Annotated in this window: 21 protein-coding genes; 10 read left to right on the forward strand and 11 right to left on the reverse strand. The window is 41.2% G+C overall.

The annotated features are described in order from the left end of the window. Positions 1-80 precede the first annotated feature (80 nt). From aceK to ACH784_RS11310, 4 genes are all read left to right on the forward strand, one after another. Complete coding sequence (gene aceK, locus ACH784_RS11295; RefSeq protein ID WP_404395247.1) at positions 81-1,814, forward strand: bifunctional isocitrate dehydrogenase kinase/phosphatase; 1,734 nt, start codon at positions 81-83, stop codon at positions 1,812-1,814. Beyond that, entirely contained in the window at positions 1,811-2,749 is a 939-nt protein-coding gene (locus ACH784_RS11300; RefSeq protein ID WP_404390245.1) for a LysR substrate-binding domain-containing protein, read from the forward strand. The genes aceK and ACH784_RS11300 overlap by 4 nt, the downstream gene beginning before the upstream one ends. 189 nt (positions 2,750-2,938) lie before the next feature. Beyond that, complete coding sequence (locus ACH784_RS11305) at positions 2,939-3,436, forward strand: hypothetical protein (protein WP_404390247.1); 498 nt, start codon at positions 2,939-2,941, stop codon at positions 3,434-3,436. Beyond that, positions 3,429-3,647 (forward strand): helix-turn-helix transcriptional regulator, encoded by a 219-nt coding sequence (locus tag ACH784_RS11310; RefSeq protein WP_404390249.1) that lies wholly within the window; start codon positions 3,429-3,431, stop codon positions 3,645-3,647. Before ACH784_RS11305 ends, ACH784_RS11310 begins: the two co-directional genes overlap by 8 nt. Positions 3,648-3,697: 50 nt before the next feature. On the opposite strand, the gene recR is transcribed toward ACH784_RS11310, so the two are convergent. After that, positions 3,698-4,300, reverse strand: a complete 603-nt coding sequence (gene recR / locus ACH784_RS11315) for a recombination mediator RecR (RefSeq protein WP_404390251.1) — start codon at positions 4,298-4,300, stop codon at positions 3,698-3,700. 287 nt (positions 4,301-4,587) lie between these two features. Between recR and ACH784_RS11320 the strand changes: the two genes are divergently transcribed. Continuing rightward, a complete protein-coding gene (locus ACH784_RS11320) occupies positions 4,588-5,598 on the forward strand; it encodes a TRAP transporter substrate-binding protein (RefSeq protein ID WP_404390253.1) in 1,011 nt (336 codons plus the stop codon). A gap of 22 nt (positions 5,599-5,620) precedes the next feature. Here ACH784_RS11320 and ACH784_RS11325 read toward each other — a convergent pair whose 3' ends face one another. Beyond that, positions 5,621-7,258: a cyanophycinase gene (locus ACH784_RS11325; RefSeq protein WP_404390255.1), complete on the reverse strand. Its 1,638-nt coding sequence runs from the start codon at positions 7,256-7,258 to the stop codon at positions 5,621-5,623. A 451-nt stretch (positions 7,259-7,709) separates the two neighbouring features. Here ACH784_RS11325 and ACH784_RS11330 point away from each other — a divergent pair, with 451 nt between their 5' ends. The 3 genes from ACH784_RS11330 to iadA are packed head-to-tail and all read left to right on the forward strand — an operon-like array spanning position 7,710 to position 13,247. Then, a complete protein-coding gene (locus tag ACH784_RS11330) occupies positions 7,710-10,631 on the forward strand; it encodes a TonB-dependent receptor domain-containing protein (protein WP_404390257.1) in 2,922 nt (973 codons plus the stop codon). Between the two features lie 34 nt (positions 10,632-10,665). Next, the gene (gene yfcC, locus ACH784_RS11335; RefSeq protein ID WP_404390259.1) at positions 10,666-12,066 is read left to right on the forward strand and encodes a putative basic amino acid antiporter YfcC; all 1,401 of its coding nucleotides are present in this window, start codon (positions 10,666-10,668) and stop codon (positions 12,064-12,066) included. Positions 12,067-12,080: 14 nt separating this feature from the next. Beyond that, complete coding sequence (gene iadA, locus ACH784_RS11340; RefSeq protein ID WP_404390261.1) at positions 12,081-13,247, forward strand: beta-aspartyl-peptidase; 1,167 nt, start codon at positions 12,081-12,083, stop codon at positions 13,245-13,247. A gap of 50 nt (positions 13,248-13,297) precedes the next feature. Here iadA and ACH784_RS11345 read toward each other — a convergent pair whose 3' ends face one another. Together ACH784_RS11345 and ACH784_RS11350 are read right to left on the reverse strand one after the other, a co-directional pair. Next, entirely contained in the window at positions 13,298-14,659 is a 1,362-nt protein-coding gene (locus tag ACH784_RS11345; protein WP_404390263.1) for a hypothetical protein, read from the reverse strand. Positions 14,660-14,742: 83 nt separating this feature from the next. Then, complete coding sequence (locus tag ACH784_RS11350) at positions 14,743-15,327, reverse strand: rhomboid family intramembrane serine protease (RefSeq protein WP_404390265.1); 585 nt, start codon at positions 15,325-15,327, stop codon at positions 14,743-14,745. Positions 15,328-15,564: 237 nt separating this feature from the next. Between ACH784_RS11350 and ACH784_RS11355 the strand changes: the two genes are divergently transcribed. After that, positions 15,565-17,631, forward strand: coding sequence for a M13 family metallopeptidase (locus tag ACH784_RS11355; RefSeq protein WP_404390267.1), 2,067 nt, complete (start codon positions 15,565-15,567; stop codon positions 17,629-17,631). A gap of 122 nt (positions 17,632-17,753) precedes the next feature. Here ACH784_RS11355 and ACH784_RS11360 read toward each other — a convergent pair whose 3' ends face one another. The 7 genes from ACH784_RS11360 to ACH784_RS11390 all read right to left on the reverse strand — a co-directional run bounded on the left by ACH784_RS11360 (position 17,754) and on the right by ACH784_RS11390 (position 23,741). Further along, positions 17,754-18,080, reverse strand: coding sequence for a YbaB/EbfC family nucleoid-associated protein (locus tag ACH784_RS11360; protein ID WP_058030182.1), 327 nt, complete (start codon positions 18,078-18,080; stop codon positions 17,754-17,756). Positions 18,081-18,137: 57 nt separating this feature from the next. Then, complete coding sequence (gene dnaX, locus ACH784_RS11365; RefSeq protein ID WP_404390270.1) at positions 18,138-20,546, reverse strand: DNA polymerase III subunit gamma/tau; 2,409 nt, start codon at positions 20,544-20,546, stop codon at positions 18,138-18,140. Position 20,547: 1 nt separating this feature from the next. Continuing rightward, the gene (gene apt, locus ACH784_RS11370; protein ID WP_058030184.1) at positions 20,548-21,093 is read right to left on the reverse strand and encodes an adenine phosphoribosyltransferase; all 546 of its coding nucleotides are present in this window, start codon (positions 21,091-21,093) and stop codon (positions 20,548-20,550) included. Positions 21,094-21,264: 171 nt separating this feature from the next. Next, on the reverse strand, positions 21,265-21,387 hold the full coding sequence (locus tag ACH784_RS11375) for a hypothetical protein (RefSeq protein ID WP_276320054.1): 123 nt from the start codon (positions 21,385-21,387) through the stop codon (positions 21,265-21,267). Positions 21,388-21,498: 111 nt separating this feature from the next. Further along, positions 21,499-22,236 (reverse strand): DUF2063 domain-containing protein, encoded by a 738-nt coding sequence (locus ACH784_RS11380; protein WP_404390273.1) that lies wholly within the window; start codon positions 22,234-22,236, stop codon positions 21,499-21,501. After that, complete coding sequence (locus tag ACH784_RS11385; protein ID WP_404395249.1) at positions 22,236-23,057, reverse strand: DUF692 domain-containing protein; 822 nt, start codon at positions 23,055-23,057, stop codon at positions 22,236-22,238. The genes ACH784_RS11380 and ACH784_RS11385 overlap by 1 nt, the downstream gene beginning before the upstream one ends. 138 nt (positions 23,058-23,195) lie before the next feature. Continuing rightward, positions 23,196-23,741, reverse strand: a complete 546-nt coding sequence (locus ACH784_RS11390) for a hypothetical protein (RefSeq protein WP_404390275.1) — start codon at positions 23,739-23,741, stop codon at positions 23,196-23,198. A gap of 152 nt (positions 23,742-23,893) precedes the next feature. Here ACH784_RS11390 and ACH784_RS11395 point away from each other — a divergent pair, with 152 nt between their 5' ends. Further along, complete coding sequence (locus ACH784_RS11395; protein WP_404390277.1) at positions 23,894-24,880, forward strand: tRNA-dihydrouridine synthase; 987 nt, start codon at positions 23,894-23,896, stop codon at positions 24,878-24,880.

The following is a 24,880-nucleotide window of genomic DNA, read 5'->3' on the forward strand; positions in this document are numbered from 1 at the left end:
TATAGTGTTAGCAAGATAATGCGTTTTTGGTAACTTTAGCCCTATTTTGGCGGCAAATTACCTAAATATCGAGGATGATGATGCACGCTTTCAGTCTAGCCCAATTGATACTTTCTGGCTTTGCTAAGCACTATCAATTATTTCAAGAGATCACAGGGCAAGCCCCTATCGCTTTTGCCACGCAAGACTGGGGGAAGATCCAACAAATCAGCAAAGCACGTATCCATCATTATGATGCTCGAGTCAACGAAACCATCAATGACGTAAAAGAATTATTAAACTGCGATGTGCTTGATGAATCTTTTTGGTATCAAGTAAAACAGCACTATCTAGACCTATTAACCTTTCATCCTCAAGCTGAACTGGCCGAAACCTTTTATAACTCTGTATTTTGTCGTTTATTCGATAGACAGTATTTTAATAATGATTTTATTTTTGTCGAAACTACCTTAAAAGATGCACCAGCTGTTGCTGTTGAAACCGAATATCGAAGTTACTTTCCAGTTGTTAAAGGGTTAAAACCCACCATCAAACAGATTATCAATGAGTTTGACTTTCAGTGTGAATTTGCCAATTTAGAACAAGATATTAGATTATTAGTAAAGGCGTTTATTCAACAAGCACCTGATACGCACCACCAGCACCATCAAATGCGTTTTGATATGCTGCCCTCGCCATTTTATCGCAATAAAGGCGCATATATCATAGGTCGCGTAGTCTCTCAGAGCGGCATTCAACCCTTTATTATTTCTGTGTTACACAACAAAGATGGCAAGCTTTGTATTGATGCTTTACTTACCAACTCTTCACAGATGCGAGTTATTTTTGGCTTTGCTCGGGCTTATTTTTTGGTTTCAACTAATACCCCATCAGCTATGGTGCATTTTTTAAATCAATTAATGCCGAATAAAACTCCAGCAGAGCTCTACAATGCCATAGGCTTTCATAAACAAGGCAAAACTGAGTTTTATCGTGAGTTTTTACACCATCTAGATAACAGTAATGATAAGTTTGTGATTGCCCCAGGTACACCGGGTATGGTGATGATGGTGTTTACGCTACCAAACTTCCCGTATGTTTTTAAAATCATTAAAGATAAATTCTCTGAAAGTAAGCCTTTTGGTCGTGACACGGTATTGGCTAGATACCAGCTGGTCAAAAATCACGACCGAGTTGGTCGAATGGCTGATACCATTGAATACTCAGATGTTGTGTTACCGTTAAATAGATTCTGCTCTGAATTGCTTAAACAATTACAAGCAACCATTGCTGGCAGTATCAAGTTAGAAAATGATCATTTAGTTATTAAACACTTATATATCGAACGACGAATGAATCCTCTCAACCTGTTTATTGAGCAAGCTTCGGACGAACAAAGTTTTAAAGTAATTGACGATTATGGGCTAGCAATCAAAGAGATGTTGCAGGCTAATATCTTCCCGGGAGATATGTTGCTGAAAAACTTTGGTGTTAGCAAACACCACAGGGTGATATTTTACGACTACGACGAAGTTCAATACTTAACAGAAATGAATTTTAGAGCGTTACCTAAGCCTAGTTTAGATGACTTATACTCTGGGGCAGATTTATATTCTGTCGCACCACAAGATGTATTCCCTGAGCAGTTATTAACTTTTGTGATGACTAACCCCAAATTGAAATCATTTTTTGAGCAGACTCATCCCGAATTATTAACCGTTGAGTATTGGCAAAATGCACAAGCCGATATTATCAAAAAAGTGAGTAAGCATATTTACCCTTACCCACCAGAGCAGCGATTTAACCACATTGCGAAACAAAAGAGATTAATGTGAATATCAGTAAAATAGATTTAAATTTATTAGTATATCTCGACACTTTACTACGAGAATGCAATGTCACCCGAGCTGCAAACCAGCTTAGTATTACCCAACCGGCTATGAGTAATGGCCTTAAGAGACTGCGTAACTTATTCAATGACCCTATTTTGGTTCGAACCAGTGATGGTATGGTGCCTACAGAGCGAGCCTTAGAGTTACAGCCCGTTATTCGCGGTATTTTAATGACGCTTGAAGAAACCCTTGCACCAAATCGAGAATTTGAAGCAAGTCAAAGTAAGCGTGTGTTTAGGATCATGGCCAGTGACTACGCCGCAAGTACGCTTGCGCCAAAGCTATTAACTAAGTTACATGAAGAAGCCCCTGATACCACATTAGATATATTAACGCCCAGTGACGTGACCTTTCATGATGTAGAAAATGGTAAGGTAGATATGGCCATCAACCGTTTTGAAAATCTACCTCAATCTTTTCACCATAAACGTATCTGGAAAGACAGTTTTTGCTGTCTAATAAAATCTGATAACCCAATTATTGACAGGTTTAATCTTGATGCATATTTAAAGGCACGCCATATCTGGGTAAGTAAAACTGGCTTTGGTGTCGGTGTGGGTATGGACCCTGAAGATGTGCAAAAACTGGGTTGGGTTGATGAAGCGCTTGCGCACTTTGGTAAACACAGAAACATTGCCACCTTCACCCGTAACTATCATGTAGCTATTCACCTGGCGAAAGAGCAAAATCTAATTGCCACACTGCCTTCAAAAGCCGCTAATATTTATAAAGATGATCCTCAGTTAGCTATTTTGGAGCCGCCGTTCCCTATTCCTCCTTTTGAGTTGGATATGATTTGGAGCCCTCTTCTTCACCGCGATGCGAGCCATATTTGGCTTAGACAGAAGGTGGCTGAAGTAGCAGAAGAGTTAAAATAGCAATAACCTTATGAAATTAAAAACGAATACCTGCTTCTGCAGGTATTTTTTTGTTCAAAAAACACAAACCGTTACATTTAAAATGACAAATAAAGCTAACTTGAAGTAAAAAATTTTTGACCCACCCGCTATTTTGACGTACTTTTGTTTATGTCAAAAATATTTAACCCAAAGTAAAAAGGAACAAACATGACTAGACAGCAAAAATTTAAAGAGTGGCTAGACAGTTGTAGCTTTCGGGAAGTTACATTACTGGTGGATTTAATGATCAGTGGCTACATTTTGTACTTGTATTTAAATAAAATTTTTTCAGCCACCAGCGAACAATTGGCTGATATCGGCTGGGTATCGGGCGTGCTTGGTGAAATTGTCGTATATAGCATCATTTTGATGATCATCAGTCATATCTTGCTTGAATTTGCCAGTGAGAAAGAGCTTGAGCAACCTTTGGATGTGCGCGAAAAGCAAATCAATCTTATCGGTTACAAATACTCTGCTTGGATCTTACAAATTGGTCTTGTGATTGGTATTTTTCAGTACCAAATAGAAGCTTCTGATTTCTTTGCTGAGAAAATGGTAATTCCATTTCTACCACTACATATTATGGTTGTCGCTTTTATACTTGCTGAAGTCGTTAACTATTCAGCACAGCTCATTAAAGGTCGTACAGGAGCAATATATGACTGATCGCGTTATTACAAATTCGATTAGAACATTGCGATTTTTAAACAATGAGATGACGCAAAAGCAACTTGCTGAAGCCATTGGGGTGACACGTCAAACCGTGATGGCCATTGAAGCCAACAAATACTCGCCAAGTTTAGAAGTGGCTTTCAAAATTGCAGAGGTCTTCTCTTTACCACTTGAAGAAGTGTTTCAATATAAAGAGTGTGAGTAGTTAAAATTAAGCATTAACAAAGCTTAACTTTAACTCGATAAATTGAACAATTATGTAATGGCTTTTCGACCAGAAAACGCATGCATGAGTGTCATACCATCGACCAAGTCAAGCTCACCGCCTACAGGCATACCATGGGCAATACGTGAGGCAAGCACATTGTATTTTTGACACAGCTCAGAGATAAAATGTGCTGTTGCTTCACCTTCTACGGTTGGGTTAGTAGCGAGAATAACCTCATCAATATTACCTTCTGATAAACGACGCTCTAGCACATCTAAACCAATCTCATTTGGCCCAATACCGTCTAACGGTGATAAATGACCCATTAATACAAAGTACAAGCCTGTGTACTGACCAGTTTGCTCAATAGCAAGCACATCTGTTGGTGATTCAACCACACATAATAAGCGACTATCTTGGCGTTTGATATTTTGACATAACGAACACTCTGACTCTTCACAAAACGTGCGACAAGTTTGGCAATGCCCAATAACTTGCATCGCTTTAGTAAGGCTTTGGCCTAACTGGCTGCCGCCTTCTCTGTCTCTTTCAAGCAAGTGAAAAGCAATACGCTGAGCCGATTTTGGGCCTATGCCAGGTAAACAGCGCAAGGCTTCAATGAGTTGTGATAAGGTTCCAGATAGTTGCATAGCACTTCTTAAATCGATTAAAAACTCAATCAAATTGAGCAATATTGGAAGAATTGAAATGGATTATAAAAGTCATAAAAATTGTGAACAAGCTTTAATTTCTTAATACAATAACTTCACTCCTTCCCTTCGAAGGAGAACCTCTTTTTTGAATATGAACTATACTCTGTTCATGAGTATGAATCGCAGAACTTTCGTAAAAAAAAGCACTTACCTTGAGTGCTGTCAGTTGTTGTGCGCCTTTATCATGTTTTTCTTCAGAATCTATTCCGATCGAATGGGATTTAATGGAAGAAATAGAAAAACAAAAAAAGGCTATTTACACCCTTAATTTCGCATCACCTTATAAAACTAGTTCCTACTCTACTATTCCACATTTGCATCAAATCCTAAAATTTCATATTGAAACGCTATCTGAGGGGAAAATATTTGTCTCGGTTTTTGATAATGGCCAGCTAGGTACCGGAACTGAATTAATGGCTGCAGTTGCTCATAAACGCGTAGACGCTGCACTCATCTCTGTCTCGAACTTATCTCGCGCTTTACCTCTTTTAGACATTCTGAACATTCCATTTTGGGCAGGAAACAATCAAAAGTACTTAAACCTTACAAGTTCTAAAAGCTGGAAAGAGCTTGTTCTAAAGCCAATTCAAGCACAGGGTAAGTTTCAAGTTTTACTTCATCATATAGTTGGCCCAAGAACTCTCTCAACAGTAAAACGTTCTAACAAAAGTATTATTTTGCCCGATGATCTCAACGAAACAACACTTAGGGTACCAGCTTCTAAGGTACTCAATCATTTCTATGCAATGACGAAAGCCAATATTATCGAAGTACCATGGGGTAATGTGGCAAGAATGGCAAGACTTGGACTTATAGATGCATTGGACCCAAGCATTATCGGACTACATGCAGGACCAAGTTCACTTCGGCAAAATTTAAAGCATATTTCGAAAATTGAAAGTGTACCTGATGCATGGGTTACTGCTATTAGTCAACACTGGCTAAAAAGCCTTCCTGCAAAATTACGAAATGTTGTATTTGACTCTGCAAAAGCGACCTTTGAAGATCACCTTAACACTATTCTCGATATTGAACTGACTTGCCAGCATAACTTTTCGAAGCTAGGTACTTCGATATACACGCCAACAGATGAAGAACTATTTGTCTGGAAAGACCGCTTTGGACATAAGCAGCCAGCATGGCGAAGCGTCAAAAAACAACTTCTGGGTGATCTTAAAACCTTTGATAAATTACTAGATGCGACCAACGAAACCAGTCCATATAAGCTCTCTTAGTGTTTTTGATCACCCATTTTAGTTAATTAACCTTTGCTCTGGATAATAAATCTATTTCCATCAACAAGTTTTCGATCTTCATCCTATGGTCCAATAATTCACAACTAGTTTGCTCAAGCTTTCTGAATATCAGCTCCTTACTCTTAATGCCCTGCTCTTTGTTAATTAGGCTTGTTATGTCATCTGCACAAAACGCTCTTAGCCTTTCTCTTATTAAACCGTCATAGATCAAATCTTCTGAATGTCCAACTCGCTCCTTTACTTTCCTCTCTGAAAAAACATCCATATTTTGCTTTAATATGAACTCACTTCCGGTCGGGTAAAAATTATAAAAGAAAGAGTGATGCGAAAGCTTCTCAAGTAACACTATCCCTTGCTTGCCGAGCACAGAAAATTTATTTACTGCTGTTTCAACTTTAAGTGCTGTGGTTTCATCCACCCCAAAACCCCACTTTTGACCTGTTTCAGCTAATAATACCGCTAGCCTTGGTGTACGCCCTCTTTCACTAAAATGCGTATCTAGAATACCAAAGTGAAAGCTGCCTAACCCACCTCGACTGTCATACGTCAACGCATCATGGGGTAAAGCGTCACATCCGCCATGTTGCTGACAGTTCTGCTTAGGTGGCGCTTTTGCAAATGCTCCCGACTCAAGCGCGCTTAAGCTTGTGCCATTCGTTATCATGGGCACTTGTCCATAGGTGTTCTTGCCACCAGACTGGACAGCCGTGCCTGCGCTGGTACCGATCAAAACTGGGCGATTTTGTATCACCTTCAACCAAGGAAACGCCTTGCCTGTTTGTGTATCAACCATAACCTGTTTTGTAAGAGACTGATCACCGCCATTAAACATCATGCCACCAGCGTTTTTAATTTCTTGAGTGAGGTTGTCGATACCCTTTTCACACAAAGCCCGCTCTCGCGAGGTTAAGTCGGGATAAACCAATTCACGATTAAACACGTTATTCAGCTTGTTTCGGTAAATATCTAGGTTGTCACAATCGTTATTACTAATTGCTTTGGCTAAGGCTGGAGTCAATGCAAACCAGGTTGCCTCTATGTCATAAGCGCTAAATAGCCCCTGATAGAAATCAGCTGACTCGTAGGGATCACGAGAAGATGCGGTACTCAAGAGTAATTTTGCATTATTTTGCTGTTTTAGCGTTTTTACAATGTCATTTAAAATTTCAGTGCTGGCGGGTTCATTATTAAATTGCGTTAATACCTGCTCTTTCGCTCTGCTTTGTTCATGCAAAACAGGCACTTCTAACATATCAAAAACAAAGTAATATTCTTCATTACTCCAACGCTTATACAAGTAGCTATCTTGTTGCTTAATTGCAGCTATCAGCGCTGATTTTGAATACAACTTCTTCGATTTAATTGCATTAAGTAGCTTTCTAGTTCGATGTTTATGTTGTGTGTTATGAGTTGGCCATTTTTCATTCACTGCATTGAGTGTCAGGTCATGAACTAAAAATAATTGTTGGCGCTTAGCGGCACTGTCAAAATTGACTTTTTCTGAACAATTTTGAGTACTTTGACTTGAGCAAGTTTTAAGCGAACCGCCAATAAGATAAAGGGTTTGCGCTAAAGAAGACGCGCTAAAAAGTAACAAATAGCCCAGACTAACACTGGACAGAAAACGAGCAAAGTTCATACGGACTTTTCCATAAATTTAAAAAATCAGACTTGTCATCACAAAAAAAGCTGTGATATAACTTTTATGAACATTGCAGGAAGCAAGCTAGCACAGGCCAGTTTGCATTGTCAAAAATGAAGAGATGAAGCTATGTATAAAAAAGCGTTTAAGCTTGTTTGCTACTTCTACTCACCTCACTACCTTTCGGAGTGGTTCGACGAGTAGACACACGGTATCAACACCGTGGTGTTGTCTATTGGTATGCAACCCACCTCAAAAAATCATAAAAATAAATTCTAGCTGTCGAAGGCCTTGATCATCTTGCGAGCTCTATGCTGATTAATGCCATTTACAGGATAGTTACGTTTTTTACCTGCTCTCATTATTCAGTTAAGTGTTTGTGAGGATGGTAAGACTCCTACCTGTTCACCCAAATTGCATCGACGGCTAACCAAAAGTTAGGTGAAACATGTACAACAAGTTATTTCTTGGTGTTGCTGCTGCGCTGCTGAACAGTGGCTACACTCATGCACAACAATCAGAACAAGCAAGTTTAGAAAAAGTCGAACGTATTGAAGTCACAGGCTCTCGCATTAAAGGCGTTGACCTAGAAGGTACTCAACCTATAACCATTATCTCTTCAGAAGACATTAGTCGCTCTGGCGCAACCTCTGTCATTGAACTTTTACAAGATTTACCACAACTCAAAGGTGGTGCGGGCACCTTTACAACCAGCGAAAGTGGCAGTACGTCGACTTCAACCCCAGCAGGTCAAGCAGCTGCCAGCCTCCGTGGTATGGGGCCTTCAGCTACATTGACGCTCATCAATGGTCGAAGAATTGCACCAAGCTCTTTTGCAGCAGGTACACAAAACTTTGTCGATGTGAACGCCATTCCACTGGCTGCCATTGAGCGTGTTGAAATTTTAGCGACCGGGGCTTCTGCGATTTATGGCGCAGATGCGGTTGCTGGCGTTATCAACTACATTCTTAAAAAAGACTTCACCGGTGCTGAGCTGGATATGTCATTTTCAGATAGCTTTGAAGACAGTGATGAGAGCAAAAAACAACTTAACCTGATCTGGGGTAGCGAAATTGAAGGTGGCAATGTCACCGTATTTGCTGATTACTTCGATAAAAACCAGTTTAATGCCTCAGATCGTGATTACACAGCTAACCCGTCTTTGATTAACAGTTACTCTTACCTACCTAAACTCGAAAACACCCCCAATATCTATTATTACAGCAGCCAAGATGGTAATGAAATAGGCGCGCGGGGCTGTAAAACTGAGCTGGTCACAACGGAATTTGGTGAAGAAATTTGCGCCTATTATGGTAATCAAGATGACGTGTTAAGCGCGCCATTTGAAAGCCTATCAGCCGGCTTTATGGTTAATAAAGCATTTAATGATCTTATTTGGAACAGTGAGTTTTTTTACAGCACCACTAAATCAACCGCGTACTCAACGCCAGCAGCCATTAATCAACTAGATGACGCTGATGGCCCTTGGGTGAAAGAGGATGCGTTATTTATATTTGATGATGCCCAAGGTAATAACGCCCTCTTAGATGCTTTGTATATCGACCCATTCGATACCTATTTAGGCCAAGAACAATGGGGCTTCCAGTTTGATGCACGTTTTAACGACCCAAGAACCATTGAGGTAGAATCTAAAAACTTCCGCCTAGTGTCTAGCCTTGAAGGTCAACTTGGAGAGTGGGACTGGCAATCAGGTGTGCTGATCTCTGAGTCTCGCTCAGAGCAACAAGCAATTAAGGGCGTGTATAACCGTTACCAATTCCATGCAGCATTGGCAGGCGAACTCTGCTCTGATGGTTCGATTGGTGCACTAAGCGATAATGGCGTTACCTGTAACAGCGGCCAGTTGCTTGATTTCTACAATCCATTTTTAGTTGATGATGCAAACAATGATGCAATTCTTGCACTCACACAAGCTATGCCAACACGCGAAGGCAAAAGTAGAGTCTATGGTATCGACCTCACTTTCTCGGGCGAGTTATTCACGCTCGGTGATATTGATGTGCAGTCTTCATTTGGATTTGAAGCCCGTAAGGAAGAGCTTTCCGATATTCCATCTGCAAATGCAGTGGCAAAAGCTGAAAATGACTATTTAGTTGATGTATTTGGCTACGGCTCGAGCATAGCTGAAGCAGAGCGTACACAATATGGTGCTTTTGCCGAGCTTTATGTTCCGCTCACAGAGCAAGTCGAGATGCAATTAGCAGGTCGATATGATCATTTTGATGATTTTGGGTCAACGTTTAACCCAAAAGTCAGTATCAGTTATAGACCTACTGACACTATCTTGCTTCGCGCGGGTTGGGCAACATCTTTTAGAGCCCCCTCTTTAACACAAGCAGGTGTTAAGCTTCGTACTACTACTTCATCTTTTGATTGCGGTGCAAACCAAGCAATTGCAGACCTATATTGTGAAGGCGACGGCACACTTGTCAGCGTAAACAGCTTAGAGTTAGGTAATGAAAACTTAAACGCCGAAGAGTCTGATTCACTTTCAATTGGCTTTGCATGGAGTCCTTCTAGGCAGACCACATTGATGATCGATTATTGGCAGTTTGATTACAAAGAAGTCATTGATACCAACATGACTGCAGTGTTAGATCGCGCCATTTCTGACGCCTCACTTCGCCATTGTGGCATCGTACCGCAAAATCAAATGGGCATATCATATGGCGAAGATGTTTGTAGTGTCACCGATAATGCAGGGCTTAAAATTGATGAATCTGGCGCGAACTTATCAGAAATATTAGGTGCTTATATCTCAGAGTTTGACCCTCGTTCGCAATCACTGCAACTATATCGTGATCATGTAATCCAACTTGAAAATACTGGCACTCAGGATATTCGCGGGTTAGATATTAAGTTCGATCACAGATTCGAACTGGGTTTTGCCGATTTAAAACTGGCACTTGATGCAACGCACTATCTTGAATATGACCGCAATAAGCCAGGCTCAGATCAAATTGAATCTCTTGTCGGCACATTTAGATACCCTGAAAATGTCGGACGCCTGTCAGTCACATTAGACACTGATAGCTACTACATCTCTTTGTCTGCCAACTATACTGACAGTTACCTTGATGATATTGAAGGTTTAAAAGGCCGTGAAATTGATGAGCTTGAAGAACTAGGCTTACTCGATGCACAACAGCAACACACAGTAGATAGCTGGACTGTTATGGATCTCAATGCGGGTCTAGAGTTGAGTGACAATCTGTTTATTAGAGCCAGTATTAAAAATTTATTTGATAAAGCACCACCAGCAGTATTTGGTTCAAAGCGTGGCTTTGATTCAATTAACCATGATGCGTTTGGTACGACTTATCAAATTGGCTTATCAGCTAAGTTCTAATGGAGGAATGGGGGCAACCCCATTCTAAATTAACATGCATCAAAAATATAAAATGCCAGATGCCTTCGTCATCTTAATGATGATGGTCGTGCTGTGTTATCTGGCCTCTTTTTTTGTACTCCCCGGTTTTTTTAATACGCCAGAGCAAACAAATACGGTCATGCTGTCGCAGTTTAGTCAAATTGCATCACCTGCCCCGATGGCATTGTTTGGCGAAGGTGGGACTCCCGGCTTCTTTAACGTCTTATTTGAAGGGCTAGTCAGTGGTGATAAAAATGGCGCGGCTATCGGCGTTATCGCATTCATTTTAATCACTGGCGGGGCGTTTGGCGTGCTTATGCAAACCAAAGCAATCGATAATGGCGTGATGTCACTAATAAATAACACACAGAAAATTGATTGGTTATTTATCCCCAGTTTATTTGTTGCCTTTAGCCTAGGTGGGGCCATTTTTGGGATGGGGGAAGAAGCCATTGCGTTTTGTATTGTGCTCTATCCTATTATGCAAAAGCTAGGATATAACGCGTATGTAACCGTATTAGTCACCTATGTTGCCACACAAATTGGCTTTGCCACCTCACCGATGAATCCATTTAGTATTGCCATCGCACAAAGCATTGCTGGGCTTGAGGTGTTCTCAGGTGCAGAGCTTCGTGTTGCATTAACCGCTATTTTTATTGTGGTTGGCATGGTGTTTACCATGCGCTACGCCAAGCATTCTCGTAAAAGTGTGGACTGCTCAACACCACAGTCACATACTCAACTCGACGCGGTCGATAAAGTACTGCTCATTGCGTTTTTAGCTGTAATTATATGGGTGATTTATGGCGTTACTGCAAAAGGTTATTACATTCCTGAGCTTGCTGCACAATTCTTTGTTTTAGGCTTAATAGTAACCGTCACTGCTAAGCTTGGTAAACGTCAAACCATATCTGAGTCAGTCGACGCATTTAAACATGGTAGTGCCGCATTGTTACCGGCTGCTATGTTGGTTGGATTAGCAAAAGGGCTGGTTTTATTACTAGGTGGCAGTGAATTAAATTCGCCGTCTATGCTTAACACCTTGCTATATCATTGTGCCAGTGTGATATCAGATATACCCGATGTTATAGCTGCCTGGTCAATGTATGTCTTCCAGTCTGTATTCAACTTTTTTGTTTCTTCAGGCTCAGGGCAAGCGGCTATAACCATGCCAATCATGGCGCCTTTGGCTGACTTAATCGGCGTTTCTAGGCAAACGGCAGTGCTTGCATTTCAACTCGGTGACGGCCTTACCAATATCATCATTCCAACCTCTGCGAGCCTTATTGGCTGCTTAGGGGTGGTTAACTTATCTTGGGGCGATTGGGCAAAGTTCATTTGGCGCTTTATGTTGGTGCTTTTTGGTCTTTCTACACTTGCCATGGTTTTCGCTCAACTCATAAATTATCAATAAATAATCTATTAATTATGCTTACACTTATAAAAGATGCTGAGGTATATGCTCCACACTACCTTGGTAAAAAAGACGTGCTCTTCGGCGGTGAAAAAATCATTGCCATCGAAGAAAACATTACGCTTCATCATGGCACACTCGTCAATCTAGTTGACGGTAAAGGCTTTATCCTAGTGCCTGGGTTTGTTGACGCTTTGGTGCATTTCATTGGTGGCGGAGGTGAAGCCGGATTTGCCAGTCGTACACCCGAAATGCACCTCACTGATGCAACGTTAAACGGTATAACCACTGTCGTCGGCGCGCTTGGTACTGACGATATTAGCCGAACACATGCTGATTTGGTTGCCAAAGCAAAAGGGTTAAAACAAGAAGGACTAAATGCTTTTTGCCATACGGGTTCTTATCATTTTCCTGTAAAAACGCTCACTGATTCGATCAGTAAAGACATCATGTTCATCGATGAAATAATCGGTGTCGGTGAAGTTGCCATTGCAGATCATCGCGGTCGTCAAATCACCGCTCAACAACTTGCCGAAGTCACCGCTGAATCACGCACAGCAGGAATGCTCAGCGGCAAAAGGGGCACAGTCTCAATTCATGTCGGTAGTGGCGATACACAACTTGCCCTATTGCATGAAGTGGCTCGCTCTACTGAGTTGCCTATAGATATGTTTTACCCTACGCATATGAATCGTAATTCAGAGTTGTTGATGGCTGGTATTGAGTTCTGCAAAGCGGGTGGCACCATAGACTTCACCACCAGCACGACAGACTATGACTTAGCAAATGGAGAATTAGCCGCTGCAGAGGCACTTGCTTATTGCCTTGAAAAAGGCGTTGCTGAGAGTCAACTTACAATGAGTTCAGATGGACATGCAAGTTTGCCTATTTATGATGCACACAATAACTTGCTTGGCTTTGAAGTGGGCCAAGAGTCATCGCTTTTACATGCATTTCAGCAAGCTGTATTAGAGTTTAACGTACCACTTGAACAAGCGTTAATGGCTATCACCCAGAACCCTGCGCATATACTTGGCTTAGCTAAAGGACAGATAAAAATCGCAGGCGATGCCGATTTAGTTTTATTAAGAAAAGAAGACCTATCAGTTAATAGTGTTTGGAGTAATGGAAAGCTGATGATTGAAGAGCAAAATGTCATTACATCAGGATTCTTTTCTTAGCGACCCCCTACCAAGCTAGCTCATATTAAAAATGAGCTAGCTTATCTGCTTTATTCTTTTCTTTGTTGATTGCCACTGGTGATAAATTTCAGGCCAACAATCAAGTCTGGTAGTAAACGCTCACTATTAAACTTCATTATTTTTACCGTTTGCTCTTCGAGCAGTCCCTTTTCAATACCGCCTAAGTTTCTGATCGCCCATGCTTGCAGTGGCTCTGCCTCTAAGAAACTATCAGGATCAGCAGCCTTATCATCTAGTAATTTTTGCCAAGCCTCATTTTGTATCTGAGCGGGAGTACCTTCAAACTCTTTAATTGCATCATTTACCCACTTCAACCCATTATCTTTATGAGCTGTTAGTACATTTTCGTATAAATTGCGACGTTTAGATTTTCCAGTGATATCGTCCTGCTGAATGACCATGTCACCATTTTCTAATTGATAGTATTGCCGGTGCGCTTGATAATTTACCTGCTGCCCTAAATAAGCGAATACATTAGCTTGGTCTGATTTATCGACCTCGGCGAGTAATGTAATCACATCATCTAAATATTGCTTACTTACCGTAGCTGCCATATCTAAAATACCACGGCTTTGTTCAAAGCTGCTCATTCCAATGTGACGATTAATATCAACTAATTGTTCTTCTGATAACTTTTTACTATTCAATAAAGTAGCAAAATCTTTTGCAAATTCATTACCTGCATTTTCTACTAAATAACCAGCTCGTAAATCAAGCCCCTCTTTATAAGACACAAATGAGAGTTGCTCGCTCGAATACTCATTATCACTTATCGGCGATGTTGAAGCTTTATACGCTTTTCCTTGATCCAAAACAGCTGTCATCGCTTTAACTGAACTGCTTATCGTATCTTCAGAAAAAGAATTTAACGTACTTATTAATCTATCTGGTAAATCCGTATTTCTACTATTTGCAATGAAACTTGGCCGAGATATTTCAACCATAAATTCTGTAAACTGCTCAAGTTCTTCATCTGAAAGCTTTTCAGCCAAAGATAATAACTCTTTGCTTGGCTTTAAATGTTCAAACATTACTCTATGATCGCCGTCTAAACGATCTAACTGATCAAGAAAAGCGTTTATTTCATCCACATCTGTCAAATCACCATATTGATAGGTTCTTTCTTTATGAGGATCACTCATATCGATAGCACTTGGCATGATCCTGTAATGGCGCATGCCAAAAAAATGTGGAATTTGAATGTTTGTCGCATTTCGACCATTGAATGGATCATGATAAGGAATGCTCGGAGCACTCTCCATCCCTTTGTATTTGTCTAAATTTGGATCAGACTGGACTTCATTTACTGACTTTTTCAAATTCTCAGAAGTTGAAGCATTTACTTGAGTAGAAACATTTATATTAATTTGGGGGAAGTTTGGAAATTTCATCGCTAATCCTTTGAACGATCTTATATCAACATGCTCATTTTATCGGCAGAGTTTATGATTAGATTAGCGTTTTGTTCCTAAAATTATTTTTTCTGTCCTTTAAATAAATAAGCGCCAAGTAGCCCACTTAAAAAACCGAAAATATGGCTCGTACTACTCGTTTGCGCAGAGAAGTCGAGTAAGGTTGAGAAGAATGCAAAGTCAGCGTAATAAGTAAAAGCAACTAAAACTGCAAAACTCACAATCGCAATTAAATTACGATTAAACACCGCCGTACCAAATAAAAACCCGTAATAGCCCATAACAATGCCTGATGCACCGACATGATTGGCATATTCACCAAATAACCACACCAAAGTGCCAGTGGTAATAAAAATAAATACGGTCACACGTTTAAATTTAGGCTGTAAACTGGCCAAATAACCACTCACCAAGAGCCCCACAATATTCCCTGTTAAATGCCCCCAACTTCCATGAACAAAAGGAGAGGTAACAATGCCAGTAAGATGCTGAGTGCTTTTCGGTATCAAACCCAATTGATTAATATAAGTAGCAAACAAAGGCTCCAAAAACATCAACACGCACATTACGACTATCGCCAAAATAACCAATTTAAAGTTATCAGGAAATAAGCTAGGTCGGATGTCTTGTTCAGTCGTTTTTGACATAGGAAATTAATCTAGTTCACTTAAGGCACATTTTATCATCGTTATATCGCATCAATGATTCAATTATGCATGAATTTTCACAATTCAACGGCAAATATCCCTCATCTACCTAAAAAACTTGCCCTATTCGACAAGTCACCTGACAATGGCTTTATTCCTCAATTGTAGGGTAATGAGGAACATTTCTTACTTAAAACATAGATTGAGTGCTTACTCAATTAAAAAGAGAAGATAACAATGAAAAGAACGATAATTGCGACAGCCCTGGCTGCTGTATTTTTAGCTGGCTGCTCTGAGTCAGAAACAAAAGTTGAAAAAGTACAACAAGTGGAACAAACAGCTGGTAAAGCTGAACTAGGCACATTCGGTGTTGACCTAACGGCTCGTGATGAAAGCGTTAAACCGGGTGACGACTTCTTCATGTACGCAAGCGGTACTTGGTATAAAAACTACGAAATGCCTGCAGATAAAACACGTTTTGGTGCCTTCACAGCCCTTGCTGAGCGCAGTGAAAAACAAGTTAATGCCATCATTGAAGATATTATTTCTCGTGATAACTTAAATGCAGAAGAGCAATTAATTGCCGATTTCTATAACGCATTTATGGATGTTGAAACCCTAAATAAATTAGGGATCACACCAATTCAAGGCCTGCTTGATGAAATTAAAGCCATTGATAATACCGACGGTTTAACAAAAGCATTCGGCCAATCTTGGCTTACAGGCGTAAATTCACCGATTGGCGGTGGTATGTGGTTTAACCGTCTTGATCCTAATAAATATGAAATGTCTATGGGTGCAGGCGGTCTAGGTTTACCTGATCGTTCATATTATTTAGAAGAAGCAGAGCGTTTTGAAAAAACACGTGCTGAATATGTTGCTCATATCGCAAGCATGCTTAAATTTGCAGGTTTAGAAAATACGACTGAGCGCGCTCAAGCGATCCTTGCGCTAGAAACTAAAATGGCTGAAGGCCACTGGCCACGTGAGAAGCGTCGTAACCGCGACCTGACATTAAACCAAATCAAGCGCGAAGACTTAGCCAAACAGTACCCGGGTTTCAATTGGGATTTATACTTCGAGCAGACAGGCTATAAAGTACCTCAGATAAATATGTCTCAGCCTGAGCCGATCAAAGCGATGATTGACCTTGTAAATAAAGAGGACCTCGCTGTTTGGAAAGATTACCTTACGTTCCATGCAATCAGTGGCAATGCTGAATTACTTTCTGAAGAAATCTTCAATACCAATTTTGAGTTCTATGGAAAGCACCTAAGTGGCCAGCAAGAGCCTCGTCCTCGCTGGAAACGTGCGGTTAGCCAAATGTCTGGCACACAATCTTTAGGTTTCGCAATTGGTAAAGTTTACGTTGATAAGCACTTCCCTGAGTCATCAAAAGCACAAATGTCTGAACTGGTTGAAAACTTACGTAAAGCCCTTGGCGAGCGCATCGAAGGTTTAGACTGGATGGGCGAAGAAACCAAAGTAAATGCTCAGGCTAAACTGGCTGCATTCGTGCCTAAAATTGGTTACCCAGATGTATGGCAGTCATTTGATGGCCTAGCACTTAAAAACAATGACCTAATGGGCAATGTTAAAAACCTGCGTCAATTCTTCAGAGATGACAGCGCATCAAAAGAGCTTGAGAAAACTGATCGTAACCGTTGGGGTATGACACCGCAACGCGTAAACGCATACTACAACAGCTCATTCAATGAGATTGTATTTCCAGCCGCAATTTTACAACCACCATTCTTCGATCCAAATGCTGACGCAGCAGTGAATTACGGTGGTATCGGCGCGGTTATCGGTCACGAAATGGGTCATGGTTTTGACGACCAAGGCTCGAAGTCTGATGCTGAAGGTATTCAACGTAACTGGTGGACTGACTCTGACCGAGCAGCGTTCGAAGCAAAAGCTGACAAGCTTGCAGCTCAGTACAGCCAATACGAGCCAATCGAAGGTAACTTCGTTAACGGCCGTAACAGCCTTGGTGAAAACATTGGTGACGTAGGTGGTTTAGCAATGGCTTACCACGCGTACAAGCTGAGCTTAAATGGTAAAGAAGCACCAGTTATCGATGGCCTAACTGGCGACCAACGATTCTTCTTAGCTTGGGCACAAGTTTGGAAAGAAAAGCGTACTGAGCAAAGCATGCTTAACCAGCTTCGCGCAGGTACTCACGCACCAGGTCGCTTCCGTGCCCTTGCACCTCGTAACCATGACGCATGGTACAAAGCGTTCGACGTAAAACCAGGTGATAAGTTATATCTTAAACCTGAAGATCGCGTACGCATTTGGTAATAAGCAAAAAGCTTAATACTTAAAACAATAAACCCAGCAATGCTGGGTTTATTTTTGTCTGCTCAAATGAACTGCAGATAAAAAAATAGCGCCTGAAGGCACTATTTTTAAGGGATTCTAAATTAGAACGGCATTTTGAAGCCTGGAGGCATCTGCATACCGCCAGTAACATCAGACATACGCTTAGCTGACTCTTCACCTACACGACGAACTGCATCGTTTACAGCTGCAGCTAGAAGGTCTTCAATCATGTCTTTGTCGTCTTCCATTAAGCTTTCGTCAATTTCAACGCGCTTAACGTTGTGGCTGCCTAGCATAGTTACTTTCACTAAGCCTGCGCCTGCTTCGCCTGTTACTTCTAGGCTTTTGATCTCTTCTTGGGCTTTTTCCATGCGCTCTTGCATCTGCTGAGCTTGCTTCATGATATTGCCCATTCCACCTTTAAACATAATACGCTCTCTTACATATATTTTATTTGGCTAAAAGATAAGGTCTATTGTACTCGATTACAATGCCTGTATGGTATTTTCATCGACCTCGGCACTAAATTGCTCGATAAGTTGTAATACAATAGGATCTTGATTAATTGTTTCTATTGCTTGTTGATGCCTATGTGCATCTATTTTTTGTTGAATGAGATACGGTGAGTCTATCACTCCTTCTGCAAATTCAACGATAAGTTCAACCTCAGAGCCGTACATATCATTCAATGCCGCTTGCAGCTTCTGTCTTAAAACGGCACTGTCTAAATGACGTTGGCTAATATCGACCTGAATATTGGCTTGATTGTTTTCATAGTGGTAAATCGAATGCAGTGCAAACTGACGCATACGACCACCTAGTGCCATTTTCTCAATCAACTTCGCCCAGTCATCTTGCTGATGGGCAAAGCGTATTTCACTGATTGGGCTGGCGAACCCTTCAGGCACAGGCACAGCTTCTTCTTTAGGCGCTTCTTGCGCTTGTGAGGTTTGCGGTGCAATTTGCTCTAACAATTCAGGAGCAAGTTTGCTTTCGTCCGCTTTGTGCCTTTCGCTAAATGGAACTGGTTTTTTCTTCGGTGTTACTGGCGCCACATTTGAGTCGGGCGCGTTTTGCGCCTCAGACTTTTTTGGCTCATCTCCTTGAGCTGATAATAACTGCCCTGCTCCTGAGATATTCCGATTCTGCAAAATACGAGCGATGGCAGATTGTGCTTGCCCCTGTTGAGCTTGTAAGCGTGCAGAAGCTGACTCTGAATTTTGTGAGCTAGCGTCTTGTTGCGCTTGTTGTGTAGTCTGAGGTTCATAAGCCGGCGTATAGCCTTGCTCTTGCGCATCTTGCATCACTTGCTCATATTGCGCGGCTAATTCTTGCTCTTGAGGCTCTGGCGCATATTCTTGTTGTGCTGGTGCTTGCGGATTTTGCTGAGCTTGCTGATTAAACGCATTGCTTTCAACACTCTGTTGGTGGTGTTGTTCATCAGGCGAATGAACTTGTGAACTTTGTGCTACAGGTTGAGTTAATTCTGCATGCTGATTAGTAACACTATGTTCTACCACCGGCTGTTGGCTAGGTTCGGCCTGAATAGGTTCGGCCTGAATAGGTTCGGCCTGAATTGGCTGAACTTGCGCAGGTTCTGCTTCAACCTGAGGCGTTGCTGGTTGTGCTGGTATCTCAGGTGTAGCATGAGGTTGCTGAGTGCTATTCCCACCTACTGACGCATTATTTTGCTTTAAGCGAGCGCGAATATCTTGCAAACCTTGCCTTGGTGACGCAGTTGGTGCAGCTTGAGCTGAACTACTTGATACTGAGCCAGCTTGGACATTCGATGTGGCAGAAGGTTGACTATCTGCATGCTCAAACGCAATTAAACGCAGCAACACCATTTCAAAACCAAGTTTTTGCTCTGGCGCCCACTGAAGATCTTTTTTACCATTTAACAGCAATTGATAAAATAGCTGTACTTGCTGTGGGTTAATCTGTTCACTCAGCGTAGCAATATCAGATTCTGAAAATACCGATATTTTTGCTGCCTGAGGCACCAATTGCGTGAGCTGAATGGCGTGTAGAAGTGCAATTAAATCGTCTAATACGGCAAGATAATTACCGTTCTTAACTGCTATCTGTGCGACTTCATCCAACACTGCCGGTGCATCTTGACAAAGTACTGAAGCCAAAATACTCACAGCATGACTAACATCCATCAGGCCGAGCATATCTTGAACAGCAGCTAAAGTAAGTTGAGCATTGGTTTGTGCTATGGCTTGATCAGTTAAACTCAACGCATCACGCATACTACCATCAGCGGCTTTCGCCAGTGCTTTTAAGGCTGGCTCTTCAAACTGAATTTGCTCTTGCGGCAAAATATGAGTCAGTTGCGATACGATTTGCGACTGTGACATTGCATTCAAATTAAACTGTAAGCAACGTGACAAAATAGTAATCGGTAGCTTTTGTGGATCTGTCGTCGCCAATAAGAATTTTACATGCTCTGGCGGCTCTTCGAGTGTTTTTAAAAGCGCGTTAAAACTGTGCTTTGATAACATGTGTACTTCATCGATTAAGTACACTTTATAGCGACCGCGAGTCGGCGCATATTGAACGTTGTCGAGGATCTCTCGTGTATCTTCAACTTTCGTTCTAGAAGCAGCATCGATTTCAATTAAATCAATAAATTTACCCGCTTCTATATCTAAACAGCTTTGGCACTTGCCACAAGGATTTGAAGTGATCCCTTCATCGCAGTTTAGACTTTTCGCGAATATACGGGCGATGGTGGTTTTACCAACGCCCCGAGTCCCAGTGAAAAGATAAGCGTGGTGCAACCTTTGCTCATTGAGGGCATTTACGAGCGCCTGTTTAACATGCTCTTGGCCGACAAGTTGGTGAAAGGTTTGCGGACGCCACTTCCGTGCTAGGACTTGATAACTCATATTATTCGCCTTCGAACTCAACTAACTTAAGAATATTAATACCTAAGTCTGCAACACGTTGCTCACCGCCTAGTTCAGGTAGCGATACAACAAACGCTGCGTCTGTTGCATTACCACCAAGCTTTTGCACAAGCTTAGCTGTTGCTTCAATCGTGCCACCCGTTGCAAGTAAGTCGTCAACTAACAATACTTTGTCGCCTTCAACAATTGCATCAGTGTGTAACTCAAGTACGTCTTCGCCATACTCTAACTGGTAAGACTGGCTTATCACTTCACGAGGTAATTTACCTGGCTTGCGCACTGGAATAAAAGGAATACCTAACGCATAAGATAAAGGTGCGCCAAAAATGAAACCGCGCGACTCTGTACCAATAATTTTAGTGAAGCCTTGATCTTTGTATGCTGCAATGAATGCATCAATCGTTTCTTTAAACGCTTTTGGATCAGCAAGTAAAGTGGTTACGTCACGGAACATAATACCCTCTTTAGGGTAGTTAGGTACCGTAGCGATACTGTCTTTGATCAGCGTGAGATTAGCTTGTGTCATAATGAAGCTTTCTATTTTGTAAAGAAAGTGATTATAACAAGAATGAGAAAAGTTGAAACTTTGAGAAATCACAAAGCCATGTTTTTAGCTTGTTTGCGCAATAAAACGACAAAAGGCTACATAAAGTAGCCTTTTATAGTAAAGACAAAATGTCTTTTGTTTCTTTGATGATTAAGCTGCAAAAGCCGTTGCTAAACCAAGAATTGCATTTAGACAGCCAATACCTACAAAAACAGCTAAGAAAGCAATGAAGTATTTAGCGTTGAACGGATCTTTAAAATCACCCTTTGACATAGTACACCTATAAATTTTTAAGCACGAAAAAACGGCGCTCATAATAGACGATCCGAGCTATGCGTTAAAGTGAGAAGTGCAAAAAATCGCTAAGCTAGTTACCCAAAAAGGTTATTTGGTGACTACAACGCCCAAGTCTGCCAAAGCATTTAGTGTTTGAGTTGCACCAGCTATTAGCTGCTCTTCACTAAATTGTGGAATAATTTCATGCACTTTTGAAACGAGTTCTAACAAGTTAATACCCGGATTATCATCTAGTTGCTCTAACAAAATCGCAGTCATAGGGTTTGAAGCGATAAAACCCACTTCATCCTCTTCGTCACGATACACAACAAAGTAATGGGGTTGTTCACTAGGTACAGTCGGTTGAAAGTCTTCACTAATTTGATGAACTGGATATTGATAAGACAGGTTACGCGCGGTGTTTGACAGATACAAAGGCTGATTGTCTATGTTTGTAAGCGGTTTTTGCTTTTCATCTTCAAAACAAACAGACACATCCAATTCAACCCACTCATAATGAGCAAGCTCTAAAATAAATACTGGGTCGTTTGCTTGCATAGTATATTCATGCTGAAGAAAAGCTAAAAACTCTGCACTAATGTCTAAAAAATACGGAGATGAACAATCATGGCTAACAAAAAAGGTGCGAACAAGTGTCTGCCAATGTGATCCACAATATAGGCTTTTCAGAACCGGAAAAGCTGAGCTTACAAACCCTTCAACGTTATTAAAAAACAGCTCTTTATAAACTGTCATTCTCTCTTCAGTTACATCATGAGGCTTTTCAACATTATCGGGATCACGAATATGAGCCATAAATGCATTTTGAACATCGATGAATGACACTAGGCAACCCCTTTACTTTTAGCTAAAAACTCAGACTGAAGTTTTTTAATTATGTCTACTTCGCTCAGCACTTCTGGCATGCTTGGAATATTAAAGTCACGTTCAAGTAAAGTAGGAAACAAACCGTGATAATCATAGGCTTTTGAGAGTAAATCCCAAACTGGGTCACATACATCCGCACCATGTGTATCAACTAGCAGAGAAGTACTTTCTTCATAATGTCCAGCAACATGACCATACACAATACGTTCACTTGGCATAGCTTGTAAAAACCCGATTGCATCGTAACCGTGGTTGACACTGTTTACATAAATATTATTTACATCAAGTAGTAAGTCACAGTCGGCTTGCTTTAAAACTTCGAGCGTAAATTCTTGCTCTGACATTTCTTGACCGGGAGCGGCATAGTAAGAAACGTTTTCGACAGCGATCCGCTGCTCTAAAATATCTTGTACTTGCTTTATTCGATCAGCTACGTGCTTAATTGCATCTTCAGTAAATGGGATCGGCATCAGATCATACATATGACCCGTACCCGAGCAGTAGCTCAAGTGCTCACTGTAGAGTTTTATATTGTGAGTTTTGAAAAAGCTTTTGAGGGATTTCACAAACTCAACATCAAGCGGCTCAGGAGAACCTAATGAGAGCGATAAGCCATGACAAATAAAGGTGTGTTTTTCGGTAAGTTGCTTAAACTGCTTACCAAATTTCCCGCCCATTTTTAACCAATTTTCGGGCGCCACTTCTAGAAAATCAACTTGACCCGGTGGTGACTCAATAAAGTCATCCAACATTTCACGTCTGAGGCCTAGACCGACCATGCCTATGTCATTAACTACCATATTAATACCTTTGAGTTCATGGCTTGTATTTAACCTGAGTTCTGGATAATAAAATAAGAGGAAATTTTGCTAAGAAGTTTGAGGCAGATAACCTGCCTCAAAGAAGAACACTAAGAATTAGTGAGCGCCACCACATTTACCTTCGCCACACTTTCCTTCTTTTTTAGCTTTGCCGCCGCATTTACCTTCGCCGCACTTGCCTTCTTTTTTAGCCTTGCCGCCACATTTGCCTTCGCCGCACTTGCCTTCTTTTTTAGCTTTGCCGCCACATTTGCCTTCGCCGCACTTGCCTTCTTTTTTAGCCTTGCCACCACATTTACCTTCGCCGCATTTGCCTTCTTTTTTAGCTTTACCGCCACATTTGCCTTCGCCGCACTTGCCTTCTTTTTTAGCCTTGCCGCCACATTTACCTTCGCCGCACTTGCCTTCTTTCTTAGCTTTGCCGCCACATTTACCTTCGCCGCACTTGCCTTCTTTTTCGGCTTTACCACCACATTTGCCTTCACCGCACTTGCCTTCTGCAGCATCTAATTGATAACCAGAAGACATGGTAGTAAATGCAAATGGGTTAGCATTTACTTCTGCTGATGCAGTTAAACTCGCAGTACCAACAACAACAGCACCTAACGTAGCAGCGATTGATTTTGTTTTTAAATTTTTCATACTCGACCCTTTGGGATATTTCGTTCAATTCACTTAGTAGACCCTACGACAAAAAAGAATATTTCATTAAATCTAAAAAAATTCAATTTTAACTTAGCAACACTCTTCCTCTCGTTTAAAATAAGCGCCCTTTAAGTAGTATAGAGCAAGTTATGAAATTGATTTTGGCACCAATGGAAGGCGTTGTAGATTTTAAAATGCGCCAACTTTTAACCAACCTTGGTGGCTTTGATTTATGTGTAACTGAGTTTATTCGCGTTGTCGATCTCACTTTTCCACGTAGAGTGTTTATCAAAACTTGCCCTGAACTATTAAATAATGGCTATACCGAGTCTGGCACTCCTGTTCGCATTCAGCTTCTTGGGCAAGTACCTCATGCGCTTGCTGCAAATGCGCGTAAAGCCGTCATGCTTGGCTCACATGGCATCGACCTTAATTTTGGCTGTCCGGCTAAAACGGTTAATAAGAGTAAAGGTGGTGCGGTTCTGTTAAAAGAACCTGAACTCATGTACCAAATTATAAAAGCGGTAAGAGAAGCCGTTCCAGCCAAGCATGAAGTCAGCGCTAAGATACGTTTGGGCTTTGATGATGACAGTAATACTGCCGAAATTGTCGATGCAGTTCAAAGTGCGGGGGCTTCAAGCTTGGCAATTCATGCGAGAACCAAGCGAGATGGCTATAAGCCACCTGCTTACTGGGAGAAAATAAAACCTCTACTTGAGCGAGTAACCATGCCCATTGTTGCAAACGGCGAGATTTGGCAAGTCGAAGATGCTTATCGCTGTCAAGAACGCAGTGGTTGCTCAGATCTAATGCTTGGCCGCGGAGCATTAGCTACACCAGATTTAGCTGCAAAAATTAAAGCTCACAGAAATAACGAGCGTTACACGCCTTTATCTTGGGAAAATGTGATTTACCATATTTTACATTCATCCATGCACCAAGATCCTTCTTTAAGTGAAAAATACTTTTCATCAAGAACCAAACAATGGCTCGGGTATCTTAAGCTTCAGTATCCTCAAGCCAATGATCTTTTTGACGAAATTAGAAAGTTGAAGAATAAAGACGAGGTTGTCTCCGTGCTAGAGAAATATGCAAAGTGTCCTAGCATTGATTCAAATCATAACGAATTCGCCTAG

The organism is Pseudoalteromonas phenolica (genome assembly GCF_044788725.1).
GTDB lineage: Bacteria > Pseudomonadota > Gammaproteobacteria > Enterobacterales > Alteromonadaceae > Pseudoalteromonas > Pseudoalteromonas phenolica_C.